An 18,539-nucleotide genomic window follows, 5' to 3' on the forward strand; every position below is an offset into this window, starting at 1 on the left:
TTCGTTCCGGTCCGGGTGTGCCCTTCAGGGCAACACCTTGCCCGGATTCATCAGCCCCTGCGGGTCGATCGCACGCTTGATGCGCTGCATCACCGCGAGTTCTGGCCCGCCGCGCCAGCCCTCCATCATGTCCGTCTTCAGCCGGCCGATGCCGTGCTCGGCGCTGAAGCTGCCGCCGAGGTCACGCACGATCTCGTTCACCGTCTCCATGATGTCGTGGCTGCGGGCGAGGAAGGCGGCCGGATCCATCCCCTCCGGCTGCTGCAGGTTCATATGGATGTTGCCGTCGCCCATATGGCCGAAGGGCACCGGCCGCACGCCGGGGATCAGTCGGCGACAGGCCTCGGAGGCGCGGCGGATCAGCTCCGGGGTTCTGGAGACCGGCACGGAGACGTCGTTCTTCACCGAGGCACCTTCGCGCTTCTGCGCCTCCGGATGCTCCTCGCGGATGCGCCAGATGGCGGCGCGCTGGGCCTCGCTCTCGCCGATGGCGGCATCCAGGACCTCGCCGGCCTCCAGCGCCTCCTCCAGCACCGCCTCGAGCAGCGGGCGGAGTCCGGCATCGGGGCGGGTGGAGGCGAGATCGACCAGGACGTAATGCTCGGCCGGTGTCGAGAGGGGCACGCTGCCGCCCTCGATCAGGCGCGCATAGAAGCCGACGCCGGTGCCCGACATGTATTCGAAGGCCCGGACCGCCGTCTCGTCTCGGTCGCGGAAGCGGCGGAAGAGCGCCAGCGCCGTCTCCTCGTCCCGCATCGCGCAGAGCGCGACCTCGCTTTCCTTCGGCCGGGCATAGAGGCGCAGCACGGCGGCGGTGATGAAGCCGAGTGTGCCCTCCGCACCCACGAAGAGATGGCGCAGCGCATAGCCGGTATTGTCCTTCCGGAGGCGGCGGAGGCCATTCCAGATCTGGCCATCCGGCAGCACCACCTCGAGGCCCAGCATCAACTCCCGTGCATTGCCATAGCGGACGGTGGTGTTGCCGCCGGCATTGGTCGAGAGCACGCCGCCGATGGTTGCCGTGCCCTCGGCACCAAGCGAGAGCGGGAAGAGGCAGCCCGCCTCGGCCGCCACATCCTGCGCCGCCTTCAGCACCACGCCCGCCTCCGCCGTCATGGTCATGTCGAGCGGGTCGATGTCGCGGACGCGGTTCAGCCGGGCAAGCGAGACGACGACCTGCCGCCCGCCTTCATCCGGGACGCCGCCGCCGACCATCGAGGTATTGCCGCCCTGTGGCACCAGCGGCACGCCGGCGGCGGCGCAGAGCTTCACCGCCTCGGCGAGTTCCGCGGTATTCGCCGGACGCAGCACGCAGGGGGTGCGACCGCGATAGAGCAGGCGCCAGTCCGCCAGATGCGGTTCCAGGTCGGCCGGGTCGGTGAGGATGCCGCGCGGCCCGAGCAGGGCCGAGAGGCGGTCGAGCAGCGGGAGGGGTTGGTCGTCGGGCATGGCGGGAAAGTCGTGCCGAAGGGCCTCCGGGTCAATCGCCGCGCGCGCTCCGCTCTGTCGGCTTCGTGCCGTGTGAGGAGGGTCATCGCCCAAAGAGCGAATATTGTATTTAAAACTCACCCTCAAGGAGAGAAATGGATGTCGCAGCCAACACCATCCATGCGGGCGCCGGTGGCGACCTGCTCCAAGGAGCCGAGATCTTCATCCCGCTCTTTGCCCTGCCGGGGGCGCCCGGCATGGGCAATGCCGCCATCATCCTGAGCGGCGTGCATCACCTGCACGCCACCGACTTCATCCTGGGGTGACGGCGCCCTCTACCGAACGGTGTAGTTGGTCACCGCGCAGGCATTCACGTTCCGCCGTTCCTGCGCCTGGCCGCCCGAGAAGACGATGCGGAGGTCGTAGGTGCATTCGCCCTGCGGCAGCCGCACCGGATAGGTGGCGCCCGGCTGCACCACATCCTCGCCCAGGCGGTCAGGGCCCCAATTCTGCTGCGAGGAGGGCGAGGCGTAGAGTTCCTCGATCACCCGGCCGCTCTGGTTGACCAAGTTGAAGGAGGGATTGCCCTGCTGCGTGCTGCCGGGCTGGTTGCGTGGCGCCGTCCGCGGCGCCGGCCCGCTCGGCTGGCCAAGCACCAGATCCGTCATGTTGCAGGTGTTGAGGTTGCGCCGCTCCTCCGCCGTGCCGCCCTGGTAGACGATCCGCACGTCGAAATTGCAGTTCCCGTCGGATGGCAGGCGGACGATCCAGGAGGCACCGGGGGCGATCACCTCATTGCCCAGCCGGTCCTGGCCCCAACTGCGCTCGTTGGAGGGCGAGGCATAGACCTCGTTCACCACATTCGGCGTGTTGTTGACGATCCGGAAGGAGGGATCGCTGGACTGCGCCTGGCCAGGGCCCATCCAGGCCAGAACCCCAAGGACAGCGGCCAACACCACGCGACGCAACATGCGACCCTCCGGAACGATAGGGCGGCAGAGTAACCCCGCCTGGCCTTGGGCGACCATAGGTTGTACCCATGGCGGACAACACGGCGGCGTCAATCAAGTCCATCCGCTCCCGTTTCCGCGCCCATCTCGGTCAGCCGCCGATCGAGTGCATCCAGCAGGCGGTGCAGCGCGGCACGGTCCTCGGGGCCGATGCCGGCCAGCAGCTCCGCCTCCAGCGCGCGGGCGAGCGGCAGGATGCGGGTATGGATGCGCCTCCCCTCCTCGGTCATCGCCAGGCGTTGCACCCGCCGGTCCGCCGCATCCTCCTGCCGCACGAGCAGGCCACGGCCGAGCAGGGCACGGACGGCGCGGCTGACCTTCACCTTGTCCATGGCGGTGCGCTCGACCACCTCGCTCGCCGAGAGGCCACCGAAGCGCCCGACCACGGCCAGCACCCGCCACTCCGGAATGGAGAGGCCGAATTCCTCGGAATAGCGCCGGGCGAAGAGGCGTGAGGTGCGGTTGGCGGCGACCGACAGCCGGTAGGGGAGGAATTCCTCCAGCGCGAATTCAGCGGCGGTCATCGCCGCCTTCACGCCTCCCGTTGCTCCGACCCGCGGCGATCATGCGTCAGCGCCGGGGCCGGACTTCCAGCACCGCCCGCGCCACGAGGTCATCAGCCGCCGGGCGCATCGCCTCCGGATGCGGCCGGGCCGGGCCGCGTGGGCGGCGGGACCACATGACGGCCTCCGGCACCTCCACCTGGAAGCCGGCACGGCGGAACCGCCCGACCATCGCCGAGAGGCCGAGCCGGTTCACATAGATCCCCGCCCGGCCGACCAGCGGGCTTGCCCAGAAGCCGTCACTGAAGCGCAGGTGCTGCAACCCGCCGCCGAGATGGTCCTGGAAGTCGATCCGGTGCAGGCCGATGCCGTCCGGCGCGGTGACCCGGCGGAGCTGCGCCAGTAGGGGGCCCATCTCGTCGCGCCGCACATGCTCGAGCACCGCCTCGCTGACGACGAGGTCGACCGCCCCGTCCGGGATGGCCCCAAGCGCGGCAGGCCCACCATGCAGCAACGTTGCGCGGCAGCGCTGCAGAACCGCGGCGCGGTCGGTGCAGCCGGCGAGATCAGGCACGGCCATGCCCTGGCTGCGGGCAAGCGTCACCACCTGCTGATAGGCGGCCGCCTCGGTCGGGGCGCTGTCGGCCGGGTCGATGAACCACATGTGTTCGAGGCCGAGCCCGGCCAGAACCGGTGCGCGCAGGACCATCCGGCCCGGGCCAACCTCCAGCATAGTGCGGGGGCGGCGCCCCATCAGTCGCGTGGCATCGGCGATCCAGGCCGACGGGGCGCCGAGCAGCTTCCCCGGGTCCCGAGCATCGAAGGAGGGGCGTGCCAGGCCCAGCGCCCGGGCCCGGCTGCCATGCACCCCGAGCGCGGCGAGGCCCAGCTTCACCCCGAGCTTCACCCACCATGGCACCGGTGCGCCGCGGGAGAGCCCGTGCGGCGCCGGCAGCACGCGGCGCGGCCGCGCCGTTTCCTCCGTATGATGTTCCGTGGACACGTGGTTGACCCGATGCTGTCACAGGCTTAGCGGGAAGCCATAGCGCAGAGCGGTAGGGCTTGCCCACCTCAACCGCAGGAGGCCGCCTTGAATCCCATCGAGCATATCCGCCGGTACCAGGAGGAGCTCACTGCCTGGCGGCGGGACTTCCATGCCCATCCGGAGACCGGCTTCGAGGAGGTGCGGACCAGCGCCCTGGTTGCCGAGCGGCTGGAGGCCTGGGGGATCGAGGTGCATCGCGGCATCGGCCGTACCGGGGTGGTCGGCGTGCTGCGCGCCGGCAATGGCGACCGCGCGGTCGGGCTGCGGGCCGATATGGATGCGCTCGACATGCCGGAGGCGAACGGCTTCGCCCATCGCTCGACCATACCCGGCAAGATGCATGGCTGCGGCCATGACGGGCACACCACCATGCTGCTCGGCGCCGCCCGCTACCTCGCCGAGACGAAGAATTTCAGCGGCACGGTCCATTTCATCTTCCAGCCCGCCGAGGAGGGCCAGGGCGGCGCCCGGGAGATGGTGGCGGAGGGGCTGTTCCGCCGCTTCCCCTGCAACGCGGTCTATGGGCTGCACAACCGCCCGGGGATGCCGGTCGGGCAATACGGCATCCGCGCCGGGGCGATGATGGCCGGCTGCGCCTTCTTCGACCTCGTCATCCAGGGCCGGGGTGGGCATGGGGCGCGGCCGGAGAGCACGGTGGACCCGGTGGTCTGCGGCGCGGCCATCGTCTCGGCCTACCAGTCCATCATCGGCCGCAACGTGGCGCCGAACGATACCGGCGTGGTCAGCGTGACGGGCTTCAGCGCCGGCACCGCCTATAACGTCATCCCCGACCAAGTCGCGCTGCGCGGCACGGTGCGGGCCTTCAGGACGGAGACCATGGCGCTGATCGAGCAGCGCATGAGCATGCTCGCCACCAGCATCGCCGAGGGCTTCGGCGCGACCGCGACGCTCGACTTCCGCGAGGTCACGGTGCCGGTGGTGAACGGCGCCGAGCAGACCGCGCTGATCGCCGATGCCGCCGCCGCCATGGTGGGCGAGGCCGCCATGGACCGCGCCCGCATCCCTGCCATGGGTTCGGAGGATTTCTCCTACATGCTGGCCGAGGTGCCCGGCGCCTATATCCTGGTCGGCAACGGCGAGGGCGAGGCCGGCGGCTGCGAGGTCCACAACCCGCATTACGATTTCAACGACGCCGCCATCCCCTATGGCGCCGGCATCCTGGCGGCCGTGGTCGAGCGGGAGCTGGCGCGCCTGTAAGAATAGGCCAGCGCAACGGATTCCCTGGCCGGGCGTTCGGTTCCGGATTGGCCGCTCCAGGCCAGCGCTACGACGGAACCCAGGCCGGATGCCCGATCAAAGACCAGCCCCGACGCCCAGCCGCGGCCTGACCGCGGCGGGTACGCCCGGTTCCGGGCTGCAGATGCTTGAAGGCGCCATCCTCGTTGTCGCGGTGCTGTATTTTGGCCAGGAGCTGCTGGTACCCCTGGTGCTGGCCGTGCTGCTCGCCTTCGTCCTCGCCCCGGTGGTGCGGTTGATGCGACGCGCCTATGTGCCCCGTTCCGCCGCGGTGGTGGTGAGCGTGCTGCTCACCTGCGCCATCATCTTCGGGATCGGCGGGCTGGTGGGGCGGCAGGCCACGCTGCTGGCCGAGAACCTGCCAACCTACCAGGCGACCATCCGCCAGAAACTCTCCGGCCTGCAGAGCGCCGGCGGCCTGATCGACAGGTTGAGCGGTGCGGTCCAGGCGGTTGGCCAGGGCATGGGCGGGCATGAGACGCCGCCATCCGCCGGCGCCACGGCCAGCCCGAGCGATGCCACGCGCCCACCCCTGCCGGTCGAGATCCGCACGCCGGACCCGACCTCGCTCGAGATGCTACGCCGCGTTGCCGAGCCGCTGCTCGGCCCGCTGGCGACGGCGGGCATCGTCATCATCCTGGTGATCTTCATCCTGCTCTACCGGGAGGACCTGCGGGACCGGCTGATCCGCCTCGCAGGCGCGCGCGACCTGCACCGCACCATGGCGGCCATGGACGATGCCGCCTACCGGCTCTCGCGCTTCTTCCTGGCGCAGACGGGCATGAATACCTGCTTCGGCCTGTTCATCGCCGGGGCGCTCTGGCTGATTGGCATCCCGAATCCCCTGCTCTGGGGCTTCGTCGCCGGGTTGATGCGCTTCGTGCCCTTCATCGGCGTCTTCATCACGGTCAGCGGGCCGCTGCTGCTGGCGCTGGCCGTCGATCCGGGCTGGGCGACGCTGGTCTGGGTGCTGGTGCTGTTCGGCATCAGCGAGATGCTGATGGGCCAGGTCTTCGAGCCGCTGGTCTTCGGCCATTCCACAGGCCTTTCCCCCATCGCCGTCATCGCCGCGGCCACCTTCTGGACCTGGCTCTGGGGCCCGATCGGCCTGTTGCTGGCGGTGCCGCTGACGGTCTGCCTGGTTGTGCTCGGGCGGCATGTGGACCGGCTGGAATTCCTCGAGGTCATGCTCGGCGACCGCCCTCCGCTCGACCCGGAGGAAACCTTCTACCAGCGGGCGCTGGCCGGCGATGCCAATGCCCTGGCCGAGCAGGCCGAGCGCTGCCTGAGCGAGAAGCCGCTGGCGGAGTATCTCGACGCCGTCGCCATGCCGGCGCTGCGCCTCGCCCAGGCCGATGCGGTGCATGGCGCGCTGCGGCCGGAGCGGCGCGATGCGCTGCTGCGCAGCGTCGAGCTGCTCATCGAAGACCTCGAGGAGGAGGATGACCCGCCGCCGCCCGAAGGCGAGGCGCCGCCCGAGCCGCTGCCGCCCGCCTGGCACGTGCCCGGCGCCGTGCTCTGCCTGCCGGGGCGCGGCCCCTTCGACTCGCTGGCGGCGAACATGCTGGCCCAGGTGCTGGCACGGCGCGGCTTCGGCGTGCAGGTGGGCGGCGTCAGCGCCGTGCCGGGTGCCCCGCCGCGGCTGATCTGCCTGTGCCTGCTCGAAGGCGGCAGCAGCAGCGCGACCGCCCGCTACCTGCTGCGCCGCGCCCGCCGCCGGCTCCCTGGCGTGCCGGCCATCGCCCTTGCCTGGAGCCCGAGCGGTGTCGAGGCGAGCGAGGGCGTGCTGTCCAAGGCGCTGCGCGCGGAAAGCGAGACGGCTCCCTTGCAACTGGCCATGAGCCTGACGGAGGCGCTCGACCTGGCGGTGGAGACCTGCGGGACCGCATCCACGACGGTGCTGACCGCGCCCGCGCCGCGCCCCGATGCCCCGCCGTCGCTCGGCATGGAAGCCGCCCCCGCCTGATATCGAACCGTCGGGCCGGCTGCCATGGGCCGCACCAAGTGGCTCCCATCGCATCGACTCGTGGAACCCGCCCTGGCCCGGTATCCGCTCGAACACGGCCTCCGATCAGGTGGCACCACCTGATCGGAGCCAGCGCTAACCCAGGCGCTGCATCGGCACCCGCCCGGCGAGCCAGCTGCCGAGGCCTGCCATCGCCGCGGCGCCGAGGAAGGCGGAACGGAAGGCTTCCCCCAGGCCGGCGCGGAGGCCGGTCTGCTGCTCGGCCGAGAGCTCCGCCAGCAGGCCGGGCCCGCGGCGCACCAGCTGGGCGAAGAGGTTGGCCACCTCGGCATCCCCGGCTGCCAGGGTGCCGAAGAGCAGCGCCCCGAGCATCGCCGTCGCCGCCGCCGCGCCGAGGGTACGGGCGTATTGCACCGAGGCCGCGGCGGCGCCGAGCCTCGCCGGGCCTGCTGCCACCTGCACCACGATCTGCACCACCGGGTAGGAGCAGCCAAAGCCGAGCGCGACGAGGCCGAACAGCGCCGCCATCTCCCAATCCGGAATTCGCCCGGCAAAGAGTGCGATCGCCGCCAGCGCCGCCGCCGCGATGGCGAGCCCCCAGCGGGCGAAGGGCATGGCGATGCCGGTGCGGGTCATCAGCGCCCCAGCGGTGAGCCCGCCGATGCCGCCACCAAGCGAGAGCGGCAGCATCAGCAGGCCCGAGCCGGCGGGCGTGGCGCCGCGCACGCTCTGGAGGAAGATCGGCAGGAAGGTCAGCAGGGCGACCAGCGCGCCATGGGCGCAGGCGGTCATCAGGTTGCTGCGCAGGATGGTCGGCTCAGCCAGCAGGGCGAGCGGCAGCAGCGGGTCCCGCACCCGCCGCTCCTGCCGCACCAGCAGGTGGAGGGCAAGCGCGGCGACCAGGGCGAGGCCGATCGCCATCGGCAGTGCCGAAAGCACCAGGCGTTGGGCATAGGAGAGCGCCAGCAGGGCCGGTCCGACGAATCCGGCGAAGAGCAGCAGCCCGGCCAGGTCGAAGCGGAAGCCGCCATGCCGGTGGCCCGGCACGGCCGGGATGCGGAGCGCCAGCGGCAGAGCCAGCCCGATCCAGGGCAGCAGCACCCAGAACACCGCCCGCCAGCCGAACTCCTCGGTCAGCCAGCCGCCCGCCAGCGGGCCGAGGCAGGAGGCGGTGGTGAAGCAGGCGACGATCCAGGCCTGGAAGCGCCCCCGCTCCCGCGGCGGCACCGCCTCGCCGATCAGCGCCATGGCGAGGGTTGCCAGCCCGCCACCCGCGAGGCCCTGCACCAGTCGGCCGACGATCAGCACCTCGAATCGCGGGGCGGTGGCGGAGATGGCGGCGCCGCAGGCCGCGAGGCACAGCGCCGCCAGCAGCAGGTTGCGGCGGCCGAACGCATCGCCCAGCCGGCCAAAGACCGGCGCGGCGATGGTCGCGGCGACCAGATAGGCGACGACCACCCAGGAAAGGCTCTCCACCTCGCCGAGCGAGCCGGCGATGGCCGGCAGGGCCGTCGCGGTGATGGTCTGGTCGATGGCGGAGAGGATGATGGCGGGTGCGACGCCGGGAAAGGTGCGGAAGAAGGCCGCGCGCATCTCCGGCGGCGTCATCGACGCGGCTTGTCCGTCAAGTCCGGCCCCTCCCCCTGGTCCTGTGCAGGATGGTGCCTGGTGCCCCTCCGCGCCATGGGGCAATCCCGCGGTCAGACCACGCTGTTGCGGCCCATCTCCAGGAATTTCTCCCGCCGCCGGGCGCAGAGCGTGGCTCCGTCCAGCGCCAGCAGGGGCTCGAGGCTGTCCCAGACCTTGTCGCCCACCGCGGCCAGGGTCGCTGCCGTGTCGCGATGCGCCCCGCCCATGGGCTCCGGCACCACCGCATCGACGAGGTTGAGGCGGCGGAGATCCTCGGCCGTCAGCTTCAGCGCCTCAGCGGCGGTCGGCGCCTGGGCGGCGTCGCGCCAGAGGATGCTGGCACAGCCTTCCGGGCTGATGACGGAATAGACCGAGTGCTCCAGCATCAGGATGCGGTCGGCGGCGGCGAGCGCGATGGCGCCGCCCGAGCCGCCCTCCCCGATGATGGTGGCGACGAAGGGAACGGGCGCCTCGAGGCCGGCCTCGATCGAGCGGGCGATGGCCTCCGCCTGGCCGCGCGCCTCCGCCTCGATGCCGGGGAAGGCGCCGGCCGTATCGACGAAGGAGAGGATCGGCAGGCCGAAGCGCCCGGCCAGCTCGATGATCCGCCGCGCCTTGCGGTAGCCTTCGGGCCGCGCCATGCCGAAATTATGCAGCACCCGGCTCTCGGTATCGCTGCCCTTCTCGGTGCCGAGGACGGCGACGGCCCGGCCGCGGAAGCGCCCGAGCCCGCCAACCACCGCCGCATCATCGGCGAAGGCGCGGTCGCCGGCGAGCGGTGTCCATTCCTCGATCAGGGCGCGGATGTAGTCGAGGCATTTCGGCCGGTCCGGGTGGCGGGCCACCAGCGTCTTCTGCCAGGGGGAGAGCTTGGCATAGGTGGTCTTCAGCAGGGCCTGCGCCTTGTCGCGCATCCGCGCGACCTCCTCGGCGACGTCGATCCCGCCGGCATCGGAGGTCCGCCGCAGCTCCTCGATCTTGCCTTCGAGCTCGGCGATCGGTTTTTCGAAATCCAGGAAGTGGCGCATGGCGCGGGGGGTTAGCGGAAAAGCGTGCGGCGCGAAAGCCGGAGCGGCTACTCGCCCTGCTCGGCCAGCGGATGGTGCTGTTCCACCAGCGCCCGCAGCCGCTCCTCCATCACCTTGGTGTAGATCTGGGTGGTGGCGATATCGGCATGGCCGAGCAGGATCTGCAGGCTGCGGAGGTCGGCGCCGCGGGCGAGCAGGTGGCTGGCGAAGGAGTGCCGCAGCACATGCGGCGAGACCCGCTCGGGCGCCAGCCCGGCCGCCACGGCGGCTTCCTTCAGCAGCAGGCCAAGCCCCTGGCGCGTCATGTGCCCGGCGGCGCCGCGCGAGGGGAAGAGCCAGCGCCGCCGCTTGTCCATGGGCGGCGTCTCCTCCTCCCCGGCACGGGCGGCCTGGGCGGCGGCCCGGGCGCCGGCCGAGATGGGCACCAGCCGCTCCCGCCCGCCCTTGCCGCGGAGCGCGATCATCGGCTGGTCCGGGCGGAGGGCGGAGGCCGGCAGCGTGACCAGCTCGGTCGCCCGCAATCCGGCACCGTAGAGCAGCTCGATCGCCGCCACGGCGAGCGGGCCACGGCCCTTGGGCAGGCCGGCGGCACCGGCAAGCAGGGCGATGACCTCCTCCTCCGCCAGCGGCTTCGGCAGGGGTGGCGTCGGGCGCGGACCTTCCAGCAGCTCGGTCGGGTCATCCGGCCGGATCCCCTCGCGGGCCAGGAAGCGGAAGAACTGCCGCAACGCCGAGAGGCGGCGCGCTGCGGTCCGCGGCTTCAGCCCGAGATCGGCCAGCGAGCGCAGGTAGTCGCCCAGCGGCTCGGGACCGACCATCTCAGGCGCCAGGCCGCGGCGGGCGCAGAAGGCTGCGAAATCCTCGAGATCGGTCGCATAGGCGGCCAGGGTGTTGCGGGCGGCACCGCGCTCGGCCGCCAGCATCTCGAGGAAGGCCTCGCGCAGGGCTCCAGCCAAGCGAGTCTCAGCGGGTCTGGAAGCGGTCGTTCGGCAGGACCCGCTCCACCGCGGTCGGGGTGGCGGTGGGTGGGAAGGCGCCCAGCGCCAGCAGCCCCGCCGCCACCAAGGCGAGCAGGATCACGGCCAGCAGCAGGATGGGGCGGCGAAACATGGCAGGGTGAGCTCCTGGAGAAACGGCGGCCTCCGCAACGAAGCCGGCCCCATCGCATCGGGGCCGCGGTGTGCTAGCCTCTGCGCATCGTGTCGCGCAACTCCGCCAATGCCATTCTTCCGCCAGGGGCCTCCCCGGCCCCGGATACCGCCGCCTGGACCGGCCCGTCGGCGCGCGCCTCGCTGCCCGGGCGGCTCGTCAGCCGCAGCATCGTGCTGGTCGGGATGCCGGGGGCGGGCAAGACCTCCATCGGCCGCCGCTTGGCGCTGCGCCTCGGCCTGCCCTTCCTCGATGCGGATGCGGAGATCGAGGCGGCGGCCGGCCTGCCCATCACCGATATCTTCGCCCGCTACGGCGAGGCGCATTTCCGCGACGGCGAGCGGCGGGTGATCGCCCGGCTGCTGGCCGGCCCACCCCTGGTGCTGGCGACCGGCGGCGGCGCCTTCGTCGATGCCCGTACCCGGGCCGCCATCCGCGCCTCCGGCGCCGTCTCCGTCTGGCTGCACTGCCGCATGGCCACCCTGCTGAAGCGGGTGGCGGGGCGGGAGCACCGGCCGATGTTCGTCAACGCCGATCCGGCCGAGGTGCTGGAGCGGCTGATGGTGGCGCGCCACCCCTTCTATGCCGAGGCCGATATCGTGATCGCCTGTTCCGACGAGAGCCCCGAAGTCACCACCCGCCGAGTGCAGCAGGCGCTGGAGGGCTGGCAGCCACCGGCCCGGCTGGCGGTCGCGCTCGGCGAACGCGGCTACGACATCCTGGTCGGCGACGGGCTGCTGGCCCGTGCCGGTGCCCTGCTCGCCCCCGTGCTGCCCGCCCGTCGCGTGGTGGTGGTGACGGATGAGGTCGTCGCGCCGCTCCATCTGCCGGCGCTGCGGGCAGGCCTGGCCGAGACCGGCACCGCGATCCTCGCCGAGATCGTCGTGCCGGCCGGCGAGGCGAGCAAGGACTTCACCGTGCTGCAGCGCGTGCTGGAGGAGATGCTGGCTGCCGGGGCCGACCGGCGCACCGCGGTGCTGGCGCTCGGCGGCGGGGTGGTGGGCGACCTGGCGGGCTTCGCCGCGGCGACGGCGCTGCGTGGCCTGCCCTTCGTGCAGCTGCCGACGACGCTGCTCGCCCAGGTCGACAGTTCGGTCGGCGGCAAGACGGGGGTGAACCTCGCGCTCGGCAAGAACCTGGTCGGCGCCTTCCACCAGCCGCGCCTCGTGCTGGCCGATACCGGCACGCTCGGTACCCTGCCGATTCGCGAGCTGCGGGCGGGCTATGCCGAGGTGGCGAAGCATGGCCTGCTCTCCGGCGAGGCGCTGTGGCGCTGGTGCGAGGCGAACGGCCCGGCGCTGGTGCAGGGCGACCGGGAGGCGCTGGTGACGGCGGTGCTCGAGAGCTGCCGGCTGAAATCCTCCGTCGTCGCCGGCGACGAGCGGGAGGAGAGCGCCGAGGGCGGCCGCGCCCTGCTCAATCTCGGCCATACCTTCGGCCATGCGCTGGAGGCCGAGTGCGGCTATGGCGGCCTGCTGCTGCATGGCGAGGCGGTGGGCGTCGGACTCGGCCTGGCGGCCAGCCTCTCGGCCCGGCTCGGCCATTGCAGCCAGGAGCTGCCGGGGCGGGTCATCGCCCATCTCCAGGCCTGCGGCATGCCGGCCCGAATCGGCGACCTGCCACGCCGCTTCTCGACGGCGGCCCTGCTCGGGCGGATGCGGAAGGACAAGAAGGCGCGGGAGGGCGCGCTGCGCTTCGTGCTGCTGCGCGGGCCAGGCGAGGCCTTCACCGCCGGGGATGTGCCGCCCGAGGCGGTGGAGCGGCTGCTGCTCGATGAGGGCTGCGACGTCTGAGGCAGGTCGGATCGCAGCCGGCACAAGCCTGGAAGGGCCAGGACGGGGCGGATAGGGTGGCACTACCTCCGCCGCCCGGGATGCCCCTGTTGCCGAAACCCAGCCGCCCCGACTTCCTCGGCTTCCTGGCCCTTGTCGCCATCCTCGCCGTGATGCTGGGGGCCTACCTTGTCTTCCCCCATCTCCAGGCGGCGATGGGCTACCAGGATTGCATCGCCTCGGGCCGCGTCACCGGCTGCTGAATCCGCTCAGCCGGGATCGGAGAGGGTGCGCTGCACCGCGCGGCGCCAGCCCGCATAGGCCGCATCCCGCGTCCCGTCCGGCATGGATGGGGTGAAGCGCCGGTCGAGCTGCCAGCGCGTCGCGAACTCCGCTGGCTCCGGGCAGAGCCCCGCCTGCAGCCCGGCGAGGTAGCCGGCGCCGAGCGCCGTCGTCTCGCGGATGATCGGCCGGTCGACCGGCGCGCCGAGCACATCGGCCAGGAACTGCATCGTCCAGTCGGAGGCGACCATGCCGCCATCGACGCGCAGCACCGCCCCTCCCCCGCCGCCCATATCGGCCCGCATGGCCTCCACCAGATCCCGCGTCTGGTAGCCCACGCTCTCGAGTGCGGCGCGGGCGAAATCGGCGCGGCCGGAGGCGCGGGTCAGGCCATGGATGGTGCCGCGTGCCTCGGCATCCCAATGCGGCACGCCAAGGCCGACGAAGGCGGGGACGAGGTAGAGCCGGTTCGCCGGGTCGGATCGCGCCGCGAGCTCGCCGCTCTCGGCCGCGTCGCGGATGATGCCGAGGCCGTCGCGCAGCCATTGCACCGCGGCGCCAGCGACGAAGATGGCGCCTTCCAGCGCATAGGTGCGGCGACCGCCGAGCTGGTAGGCGATGGTCGTCAGCAGCCGGTGGCTGGAGGCGACCGGCGTCTCGCCCGTGTTGAGCAGGGCGAAGCAGCCGGTGCCATAGGTGGATTTCACCATGCCCGGCTCGAAGCAGGCCTGCCCGACTGTCGCCGCCTGCTGGTCGCCAGCGATGCCGCGGACAGGGATCGGGGCGCCGAGCACGCCGGTCGTGCCGAATTCGGCGGCGCAGTCGCGCACCTCCGGCAGCATCGCCATGGGCACGCGGAACAGCGCGCACATCGCCGGGTCCCAGGCGCCGGCGCGGATGTCGAACAGCATCGTGCGCGCCGCGTTGGTCGCATCCGTCGCATGTACCCGGCCTTCGGTCATGCGCCAGAGCAGGAAGGCATCGACGGTGCCGAAGGCGAGCTCGCCGCGCTCCGCCGCATCACGCGCGCCGGGGACCGCATCCAGGATCCAGGCGATCTTGGTGGCGGAAAAATAGGGGTCGATCAGCAGGCCGGTGCTGGCGGCGACGGCGGATGCATGGCCCGCCTCGCGCAGCGCCGCGCAAGTGGCGGCCGTCCGGCGGTCCTGCCAGACGATGGCGCGGTGGATCGGGCGGCCCGTGCGCCGGTCCCAGACCAATGTCGTCTCCCGCTGGTTGGCGATGCCGATGCCGGCGATATCGCCCGCCGCCAGCCCGGCCTTGGCCAGCGCCTCCCGCATGACGGCGAGGGACGTGTCCCAGAGATCCTCCGCCTCATGCTCGACCCATCCGGAATTCGGGTAGGCTTGGGCGAACTCCTGCTGGGCGGAGGCGACGGGCGCGAGGTCGGGCGTGCGGAAGATGATCGCCCGGGTCGAGGTGGTGCCCTGGTCGAGGGCGAGGATATGGCCTTCGGCGGGCATGGGCGTGACCTCTGCTGCAAGGGTGGCGGGGGCTGCGGCCCCCGCCGATGGTCGTCAGCCGCGGCGTGGCGGGTTGGCCGGCCAGCTCTGGATGAGCTTGTCGTAGTCGACCGTCTCACCCTGTGGCTTCTCGTTGGCCAGCTTGCGCTGCGGCGCGATGTTGCCGTCTTTCTGCGCCTGCTCGTACCAGTGGTCGGCGCTGGTGCGGGGATTGAGGCGCGGGCCGCACTCGCCCTGGACATTGGCGCGCTGCAGGCGCTCCAGCACGCTGTCCTGTGCCGCCGCCAGCGAATCCATCGCCGCCTGCGGCGTCTTCGCCCCCGAGGAGGCATCGCCGATATTCTGCCACCAGAGCTGTGCGAGGCGCGGGTAGTCGGGGATGTTCACGCCCGTCGGCGTCCACTGCACCCGCGCCGGGGAGCGGTAGAATTCGATCAGCCCGCCGAGCTTCGGTGCCCGCTCGGTGAAGGACTGGTGCCAGATGTCGCTCTCGCGGATGAAGGTGAGGCCGACATGGCTCTTCTTGAGGCTGGTCGACTTCGAGACGCAGAACTGGGCGTAGAGCCAGGCGGCGCGGCGGCGATCGACGGGGGTGGATTTCAGCAGGGTCCAGGAGCCGGCATCCTGGTAGCCGAGCTTCATCCCCTCCTTCCAATAGGCGCCCTTCGGCGAGGGCGCCATGCGCCAGCGCGGCGTGCCATCCGCATTCATCACCGGCAGGCCGGGTTTCACCATGTCGGCGGTGAAGGCGGTGTACCAGAACATCTGCTGGGCGATGTTACCCTGCGCCGGCACCGGGCCGCTCTCGGAGAAGGTCATGCCGGCCGCCTCGGGCGGGGCGTATTTGCGCAGCCATTCGATATACTTGGTGATCGAGTACACCGCCGCCGGCCCGTTGGTGTCGCCGCCGCGCTCGATGGAGGAGCCGGTGGGACGGCAGCCCTCCATGCGGATGCCCCACTCGTCGACCGGCTTGCCGTTCGGGATGCCCCGGTCGCCATTCCCGGCCATGGAGAGCCAGGCATCGGTGAAGCGCCAGCCGAGCGAGGGGTCCTTCTTGCCGTAGTCCATGTGGCCATAGACCTTGACCCCGTCGATCTCCTTCACCGTGTTGGTGAAGAACTCGGCGATGTCCTCATAGGCGGACCAGTTCACCGGCACGCCGAGGTCGTAGCCGAACTGCTTCCGGAACGCCTCGCGGATGGCCGGGCGAGTGAACCAGTCGTAGCGGAACCAGTAGACATTGGCGAATTGCTGGTCGGGGAGCTGGTAGAGCTTGCCGTCCGGCCCGGTGCCGAAGCTGCGGCCGATGAAATCCTCGAGGTCGAGTGTCGGCAGGGTCTGGTCGCGGCCCTCGCCCGCCATCCAGTCGGTCAGCGGCACCGCCTGCTGGTAGCGGAAATGCGTGCCGATCAGGTCGCTGTCATTCACCCAGGCGTCGTAGACATTGCGGCCGGACTGCATCTGGGTCTGCAGCTTCTCGACCACATCGCCTTCCTGCAGCAGGTCATGGCGCAGACGGATGCCGGTGATCTCGGAGAAGGCGCGGGCCAGCGTCCGGGCCTCGTACTCATGGGTGGTGATGGTCTCGGAGACGACGTTGATCTCCTGACCGCGGAAGGGCTGCGCGGCGCGGGCGAACCACTCCATCTCCTGCATCTGCTGCTCTTGCGAGAGCGTCGAGGGCTGGAATTCCTCGGCGACCCAGCGCCGGGCGGCATCGACGCCCTGGGCGACGGACTGGCGGGGCGAGAGCAGGGCGGGCGCGGCGATGACGGCGGCACTGCCGAGCAGCAGCCGGCGACGGCCGAGGGGCGACATGGCGTTCATTGAGGTTTCCTCCCTTGGTCAGGCACGTCCGGCCCATGGCCGGCCGCGTTCGTTCAGGCCCAGCGAAACAGGATCGCCCCGAGGAGCAGCGACAGGATGCTGGCTCCCCAGAGCGGTGCCTCCCCGGCCAGCGCCAGCCAGCCGAGATGGATGAAGGCCGCGCCCAGCAACGTCAGGAACAGCCGGTCCCCGCGCGTGGTGGGCAGGCCGAGCATGCCGATGCGGTCGCGCTCCGGCCGCAGCGCCGCGAGCGTCGTCATCGTTGCCAGCACGCCGAGCAGCAGGGCGAAGAACAGCGCCGTCTGCCAGGTCCAGGCCATCCAGGAGAGATTCATTGCGCGAGCTCCGCCAAATCGCATGATTCACGCCCTTCGGCGTGAACGCCTTGGACGATCATGCTCACACCCGCCCCAGCGCGAAGCCGCGCGCGATGTGGTTGCGGACGAACCAGATGACGATGGCGCCGGGGATGATGGTCAGCACCCCGGCCGCGGCGAGCAGGCCCCAGTCCATCCCCGCCGCCGAGACGGTCCGCGTCATCGTGGCGACGATCGGCTTGGCGTTCACCGTGGTGAGCGTGCGCGCCAGCAGCAGCTCCACCCAGGAGAACATGAAGCAGAAGAAGGCCGCGACGCCGACGCCGCCCGCCACCAGGGGCAGGAAGTGGCGGATGAAGAAGGCCGGGAAGGACCAGCCATCGATCGCCGCCATCTCGTCGATCTCGCGCGGGACGCCGGACATGAAGCCCTCGAGGATCCAGACCGCGAGGGGGATGTTGAACAGGCAATGCGCCAGCGCCACCGCCCAGGGCGTGTCGAACAGGCCGACCGCGCTGTAGAGCTGGAAGAAGGGCAGCGCGAAGACCGCCGGCGGCGCCATCCGGTTCGACAGCAGCCAGAAGAACAGGTGCTTGTCGCCGAGGAAGCGGTAGCGGCTGAAGGCATAGGCCGCCGGCAGCGCGACGGCGAGCGAGATCACCGTGTTCAGCGCCACGTAAGTCAGGCTGTTGAGATAGCCGTTGTACCAGGAGGGATCGGTGAAGATGCGCCGGTAGTGCTCGAGCGTCGGGTTCTGCGGCCAGAGCGTCATCCCCGAGTTGATCTCGAGATTCGTCTTCAGGCTCATGTTCACGAGCCAGTAGATGGGCACCAGCAGGAACAGGATGTAGAGGCCGAGAACGAGGCGCGGCGCCATGGCCCGCACCGCGCCCGACCGGGCCGCGGCACGGGGCTTGGCCATCGCGGCCGGGGCGAGGCTCACGCCGCTCATTGCACCGCCTCGCTCTGGCTACGCGTGGTGGTGGCGAAGAAGATCCAGCACACCGTCAGCACGATCAGGTTGTAGACGATGGACATGGCGGCCGCCTTGCCGAGGTCGAACTGCCCAAGCGCGATCTTCACCAGGTCGATCGAGAGGAAGGTCGTGGCATTGCCAGGGCCCCCGCCCGTCACCACGAAGGGCTCGGTATAGATCATGAAGCTGTCCATGAAGCGCAGCAGGATGGCGATGGTCAGCACGCGCTGCATCTTCGGCAGCTGGATGGCACGGAACACCGCCCAGCTGCTGGCACCATCCACCTTGGCCGCCTGGTAATAGGCATCCGGGATGGCCCGCAGCCCGGCATAGCAGAGCAGCACCACCAGCGAGGTCCAGTGCCAGACATCCATGGCGACGACCGTCACCCAGGCCGCGAGCGGACTCTGGGCATAATTGTACTCGATGCCGAGGCCGTTCACCGCCGCGCCCAGCAGGCCGATATCGCGCCGGGCGAAGACCTGCCAGATGGTGCCGACCACGTTCCAGGGGATCAGCAGCGGCAGCGCCAGCAGCACCAGCGAGGCGGCGACGCCCCAGCCCCGGCGCGGCAGGGTCAGCGCCACGCCGATGCCGAGCGGCACCTCGATCAGCAGGCAGAGGCCGCTGAACAACAGGGTCCGCCAGAGCGCATCCAGGAACCGGCCGCCGAGATCGGTCGAGGGGTCCAGCAGCTCCTTGAACCAGCCGGTGCCGTTCCAGAAGAACTCGTTGTTCCCGAAACTGTCCTGCACCGAGTAGTTCACCACCGTCATGACCGGGATGAGGGCGGAGAAGGCGACCAGCGCCACCACCGGCAGCACCAGGAACCAGGCGCGGTTATCGACCGGCTTCGCCATCGC

At 71.0% G+C, this 18,539-nt stretch carries 18 protein-coding genes; 5 read left to right on the plus strand and 13 right to left on the minus strand.

Annotated elements, in window-relative coordinates:
• Positions 1–24: 24 nt before the first annotated feature.
• Complete coding sequence (locus tag BLR02_RS19165) at positions 25–1,449, minus strand: FAD-binding oxidoreductase (protein ID WP_090664283.1); 1,425 nt, start codon at positions 1,447–1,449, stop codon at positions 25–27.
• Positions 1,450–1,583: 134 nt separating this feature from the next.
• On the opposite strand from BLR02_RS19165, the gene BLR02_RS29620 reads away from it, so the two are divergent.
• The gene (locus BLR02_RS29620; RefSeq protein ID WP_176849681.1) at positions 1,584–1,754 is read left to right on the plus strand and encodes a hypothetical protein; all 171 of its coding nucleotides are present in this window, start codon (positions 1,584–1,586) and stop codon (positions 1,752–1,754) included.
• A gap of 9 nt (positions 1,755–1,763) precedes the next feature.
• Here BLR02_RS29620 and BLR02_RS19170 read toward each other — a convergent pair whose 3' ends face one another.
• The 3 genes from BLR02_RS19170 to BLR02_RS19180 all read right to left on the minus strand — a co-directional run bounded on the left by BLR02_RS19170 (position 1,764) and on the right by BLR02_RS19180 (position 3,944).
• Positions 1,764–2,399, minus strand: a complete 636-nt coding sequence (locus tag BLR02_RS19170) for a hypothetical protein (RefSeq protein ID WP_090568839.1) — start codon at positions 2,397–2,399, stop codon at positions 1,764–1,766.
• Positions 2,400–2,488: 89 nt separating this feature from the next.
• On the minus strand, positions 2,489–2,962 hold the full coding sequence (locus tag BLR02_RS19175) for a MarR family winged helix-turn-helix transcriptional regulator (RefSeq protein ID WP_090664284.1): 474 nt from the start codon (positions 2,960–2,962) through the stop codon (positions 2,489–2,491).
• 46 nt (positions 2,963–3,008) lie between these two features.
• Positions 3,009–3,944, minus strand: a complete 936-nt coding sequence (locus tag BLR02_RS19180; RefSeq protein WP_143018195.1) for a class I SAM-dependent methyltransferase — start codon at positions 3,942–3,944, stop codon at positions 3,009–3,011.
• Positions 3,945–4,031: 87 nt separating this feature from the next.
• On the opposite strand from BLR02_RS19180, the gene BLR02_RS19185 reads away from it, so the two are divergent.
• Together BLR02_RS19185 and BLR02_RS19190 are read left to right on the plus strand one after the other, a co-directional pair.
• On the plus strand, positions 4,032–5,204 hold the full coding sequence (locus BLR02_RS19185; protein ID WP_090568830.1) for a M20 aminoacylase family protein: 1,173 nt from the start codon (positions 4,032–4,034) through the stop codon (positions 5,202–5,204).
• Between the two features lie 88 nt (positions 5,205–5,292).
• Positions 5,293–7,209: an AI-2E family transporter gene (locus BLR02_RS19190; protein ID WP_176849682.1), complete on the plus strand. Its 1,917-nt coding sequence runs from the start codon at positions 5,293–5,295 to the stop codon at positions 7,207–7,209.
• A gap of 135 nt (positions 7,210–7,344) precedes the next feature.
• Here the strand turns inward: BLR02_RS19190 and BLR02_RS19195 are convergent, their stop codons facing one another.
• The 4 genes from BLR02_RS19195 to BLR02_RS29625 all read right to left on the minus strand — a co-directional run bounded on the left by BLR02_RS19195 (position 7,345) and on the right by BLR02_RS29625 (position 10,976).
• A complete protein-coding gene (locus BLR02_RS19195) occupies positions 7,345–8,817 on the minus strand; it encodes an MFS transporter (RefSeq protein WP_090664285.1) in 1,473 nt (490 codons plus the stop codon).
• A gap of 92 nt (positions 8,818–8,909) precedes the next feature.
• Positions 8,910–9,866, minus strand: coding sequence for an acetyl-CoA carboxylase carboxyltransferase subunit alpha (locus BLR02_RS19200; protein WP_090568820.1), 957 nt, complete (start codon positions 9,864–9,866; stop codon positions 8,910–8,912).
• A gap of 47 nt (positions 9,867–9,913) precedes the next feature.
• Positions 9,914–10,822, minus strand: a complete 909-nt coding sequence (locus BLR02_RS19205; protein ID WP_090664286.1) for a tyrosine recombinase — start codon at positions 10,820–10,822, stop codon at positions 9,914–9,916.
• 7 nt (positions 10,823–10,829) lie between these two features.
• On the minus strand, positions 10,830–10,976 hold the full coding sequence (locus BLR02_RS29625; protein ID WP_176849683.1) for a hypothetical protein: 147 nt from the start codon (positions 10,974–10,976) through the stop codon (positions 10,830–10,832).
• A gap of 89 nt (positions 10,977–11,065) precedes the next feature.
• Here BLR02_RS29625 and aroB point away from each other — a divergent pair, with 89 nt between their 5' ends.
• Both aroB and BLR02_RS29630 read left to right on the plus strand, forming a co-directional pair.
• The gene (gene aroB / locus BLR02_RS19210; protein WP_090664287.1) at positions 11,066–12,808 is read left to right on the plus strand and encodes a 3-dehydroquinate synthase; all 1,743 of its coding nucleotides are present in this window, start codon (positions 11,066–11,068) and stop codon (positions 12,806–12,808) included.
• 89 nt (positions 12,809–12,897) lie between these two features.
• Positions 12,898–13,050, plus strand: a complete 153-nt coding sequence (locus tag BLR02_RS29630; RefSeq protein WP_176849684.1) for a hypothetical protein — start codon at positions 12,898–12,900, stop codon at positions 13,048–13,050.
• 6 nt (positions 13,051–13,056) lie between these two features.
• Here BLR02_RS29630 and glpK read toward each other — a convergent pair whose 3' ends face one another.
• The 5 genes from glpK to BLR02_RS19235 form a co-directional block, all read right to left on the minus strand.
• A complete protein-coding gene (glpK, locus tag BLR02_RS19215; RefSeq protein WP_090664288.1) occupies positions 13,057–14,553 on the minus strand; it encodes a glycerol kinase GlpK in 1,497 nt (498 codons plus the stop codon).
• 54 nt (positions 14,554–14,607) lie between these two features.
• Positions 14,608–16,383: an ABC transporter substrate-binding protein gene (locus tag BLR02_RS19220; protein ID WP_090664289.1), complete on the minus strand. Its 1,776-nt coding sequence runs from the start codon at positions 16,381–16,383 to the stop codon at positions 14,608–14,610.
• Positions 16,384–16,436: 53 nt separating this feature from the next.
• On the minus strand, positions 16,437–16,718 hold the full coding sequence (locus BLR02_RS19225; protein ID WP_090664290.1) for a DUF2160 domain-containing protein: 282 nt from the start codon (positions 16,716–16,718) through the stop codon (positions 16,437–16,439).
• A gap of 64 nt (positions 16,719–16,782) precedes the next feature.
• Positions 16,783–17,652, minus strand: coding sequence for a carbohydrate ABC transporter permease (locus BLR02_RS19230; RefSeq protein WP_176849685.1), 870 nt, complete (start codon positions 17,650–17,652; stop codon positions 16,783–16,785).
• The gene (locus tag BLR02_RS19235) at positions 17,649–18,536 is read right to left on the minus strand and encodes a carbohydrate ABC transporter permease (RefSeq protein ID WP_090568801.1); all 888 of its coding nucleotides are present in this window, start codon (positions 18,534–18,536) and stop codon (positions 17,649–17,651) included. Before BLR02_RS19235 ends, BLR02_RS19230 begins: the two co-directional genes overlap by 4 nt.
• Positions 18,537–18,539 lie beyond the last annotated feature (3 nt).

This window comes from Belnapia rosea (genome assembly GCF_900101615.1).
GTDB classification, from domain to species: Bacteria; Pseudomonadota; Alphaproteobacteria; order Acetobacterales; family Acetobacteraceae; genus Belnapia; species Belnapia rosea.

Coding starts and splice junctions, on each gene's coding strand:
- BLR02_RS19230 (WP_176849685.1), bottom strand. CDS start 17,652: ATGAGCGGCGTGAGCCTCGCCCCGGCCGCGATGGCCAAGCCCCGTGCC.
- BLR02_RS19165 (WP_090664283.1), bottom strand. CDS start 1,449: ATGCCCGACGACCAACCCCTCCCGCTGCTCGACCGCCTCTCGGCCCTG.
- BLR02_RS19195 (WP_090664285.1), bottom strand. CDS start 8,817: ATGACGCCGCCGGAGATGCGCGCGGCCTTCTTCCGCACCTTTCCCGGC.
- BLR02_RS19190 (WP_176849682.1), top strand. CDS start 5,293: ATGCCCGATCAAAGACCAGCCCCGACGCCCAGCCGCGGCCTGACCGCG.
- BLR02_RS19225 (WP_090664290.1), bottom strand. CDS start 16,718: ATGAATCTCTCCTGGATGGCCTGGACCTGGCAGACGGCGCTGTTCTTC.
- glpK (WP_090664288.1), bottom strand. CDS start 14,553: ATGCCCGCCGAAGGCCATATCCTCGCCCTCGACCAGGGCACCACCTCG.
- BLR02_RS19220 (WP_090664289.1), bottom strand. CDS start 16,383: ATGAACGCCATGTCGCCCCTCGGCCGTCGCCGGCTGCTGCTCGGCAGT.
- BLR02_RS19200 (WP_090568820.1), bottom strand. CDS start 9,866: ATGCGCCACTTCCTGGATTTCGAAAAACCGATCGCCGAGCTCGAAGGC.
- BLR02_RS19175 (WP_090664284.1), bottom strand. CDS start 2,962: ATGACCGCCGCTGAATTCGCGCTGGAGGAATTCCTCCCCTACCGGCTG.
- BLR02_RS19235 (WP_090568801.1), bottom strand. CDS start 18,536: ATGGCGAAGCCGGTCGATAACCGCGCCTGGTTCCTGGTGCTGCCGGTG.
- BLR02_RS29625 (WP_176849683.1), bottom strand. CDS start 10,976: ATGTTTCGCCGCCCCATCCTGCTGCTGGCCGTGATCCTGCTCGCCTTG.
- BLR02_RS29620 (WP_176849681.1), top strand. CDS start 1,584: ATGGATGTCGCAGCCAACACCATCCATGCGGGCGCCGGTGGCGACCTG.
- BLR02_RS19170 (WP_090568839.1), bottom strand. CDS start 2,399: ATGTTGCGTCGCGTGGTGTTGGCCGCTGTCCTTGGGGTTCTGGCCTGG.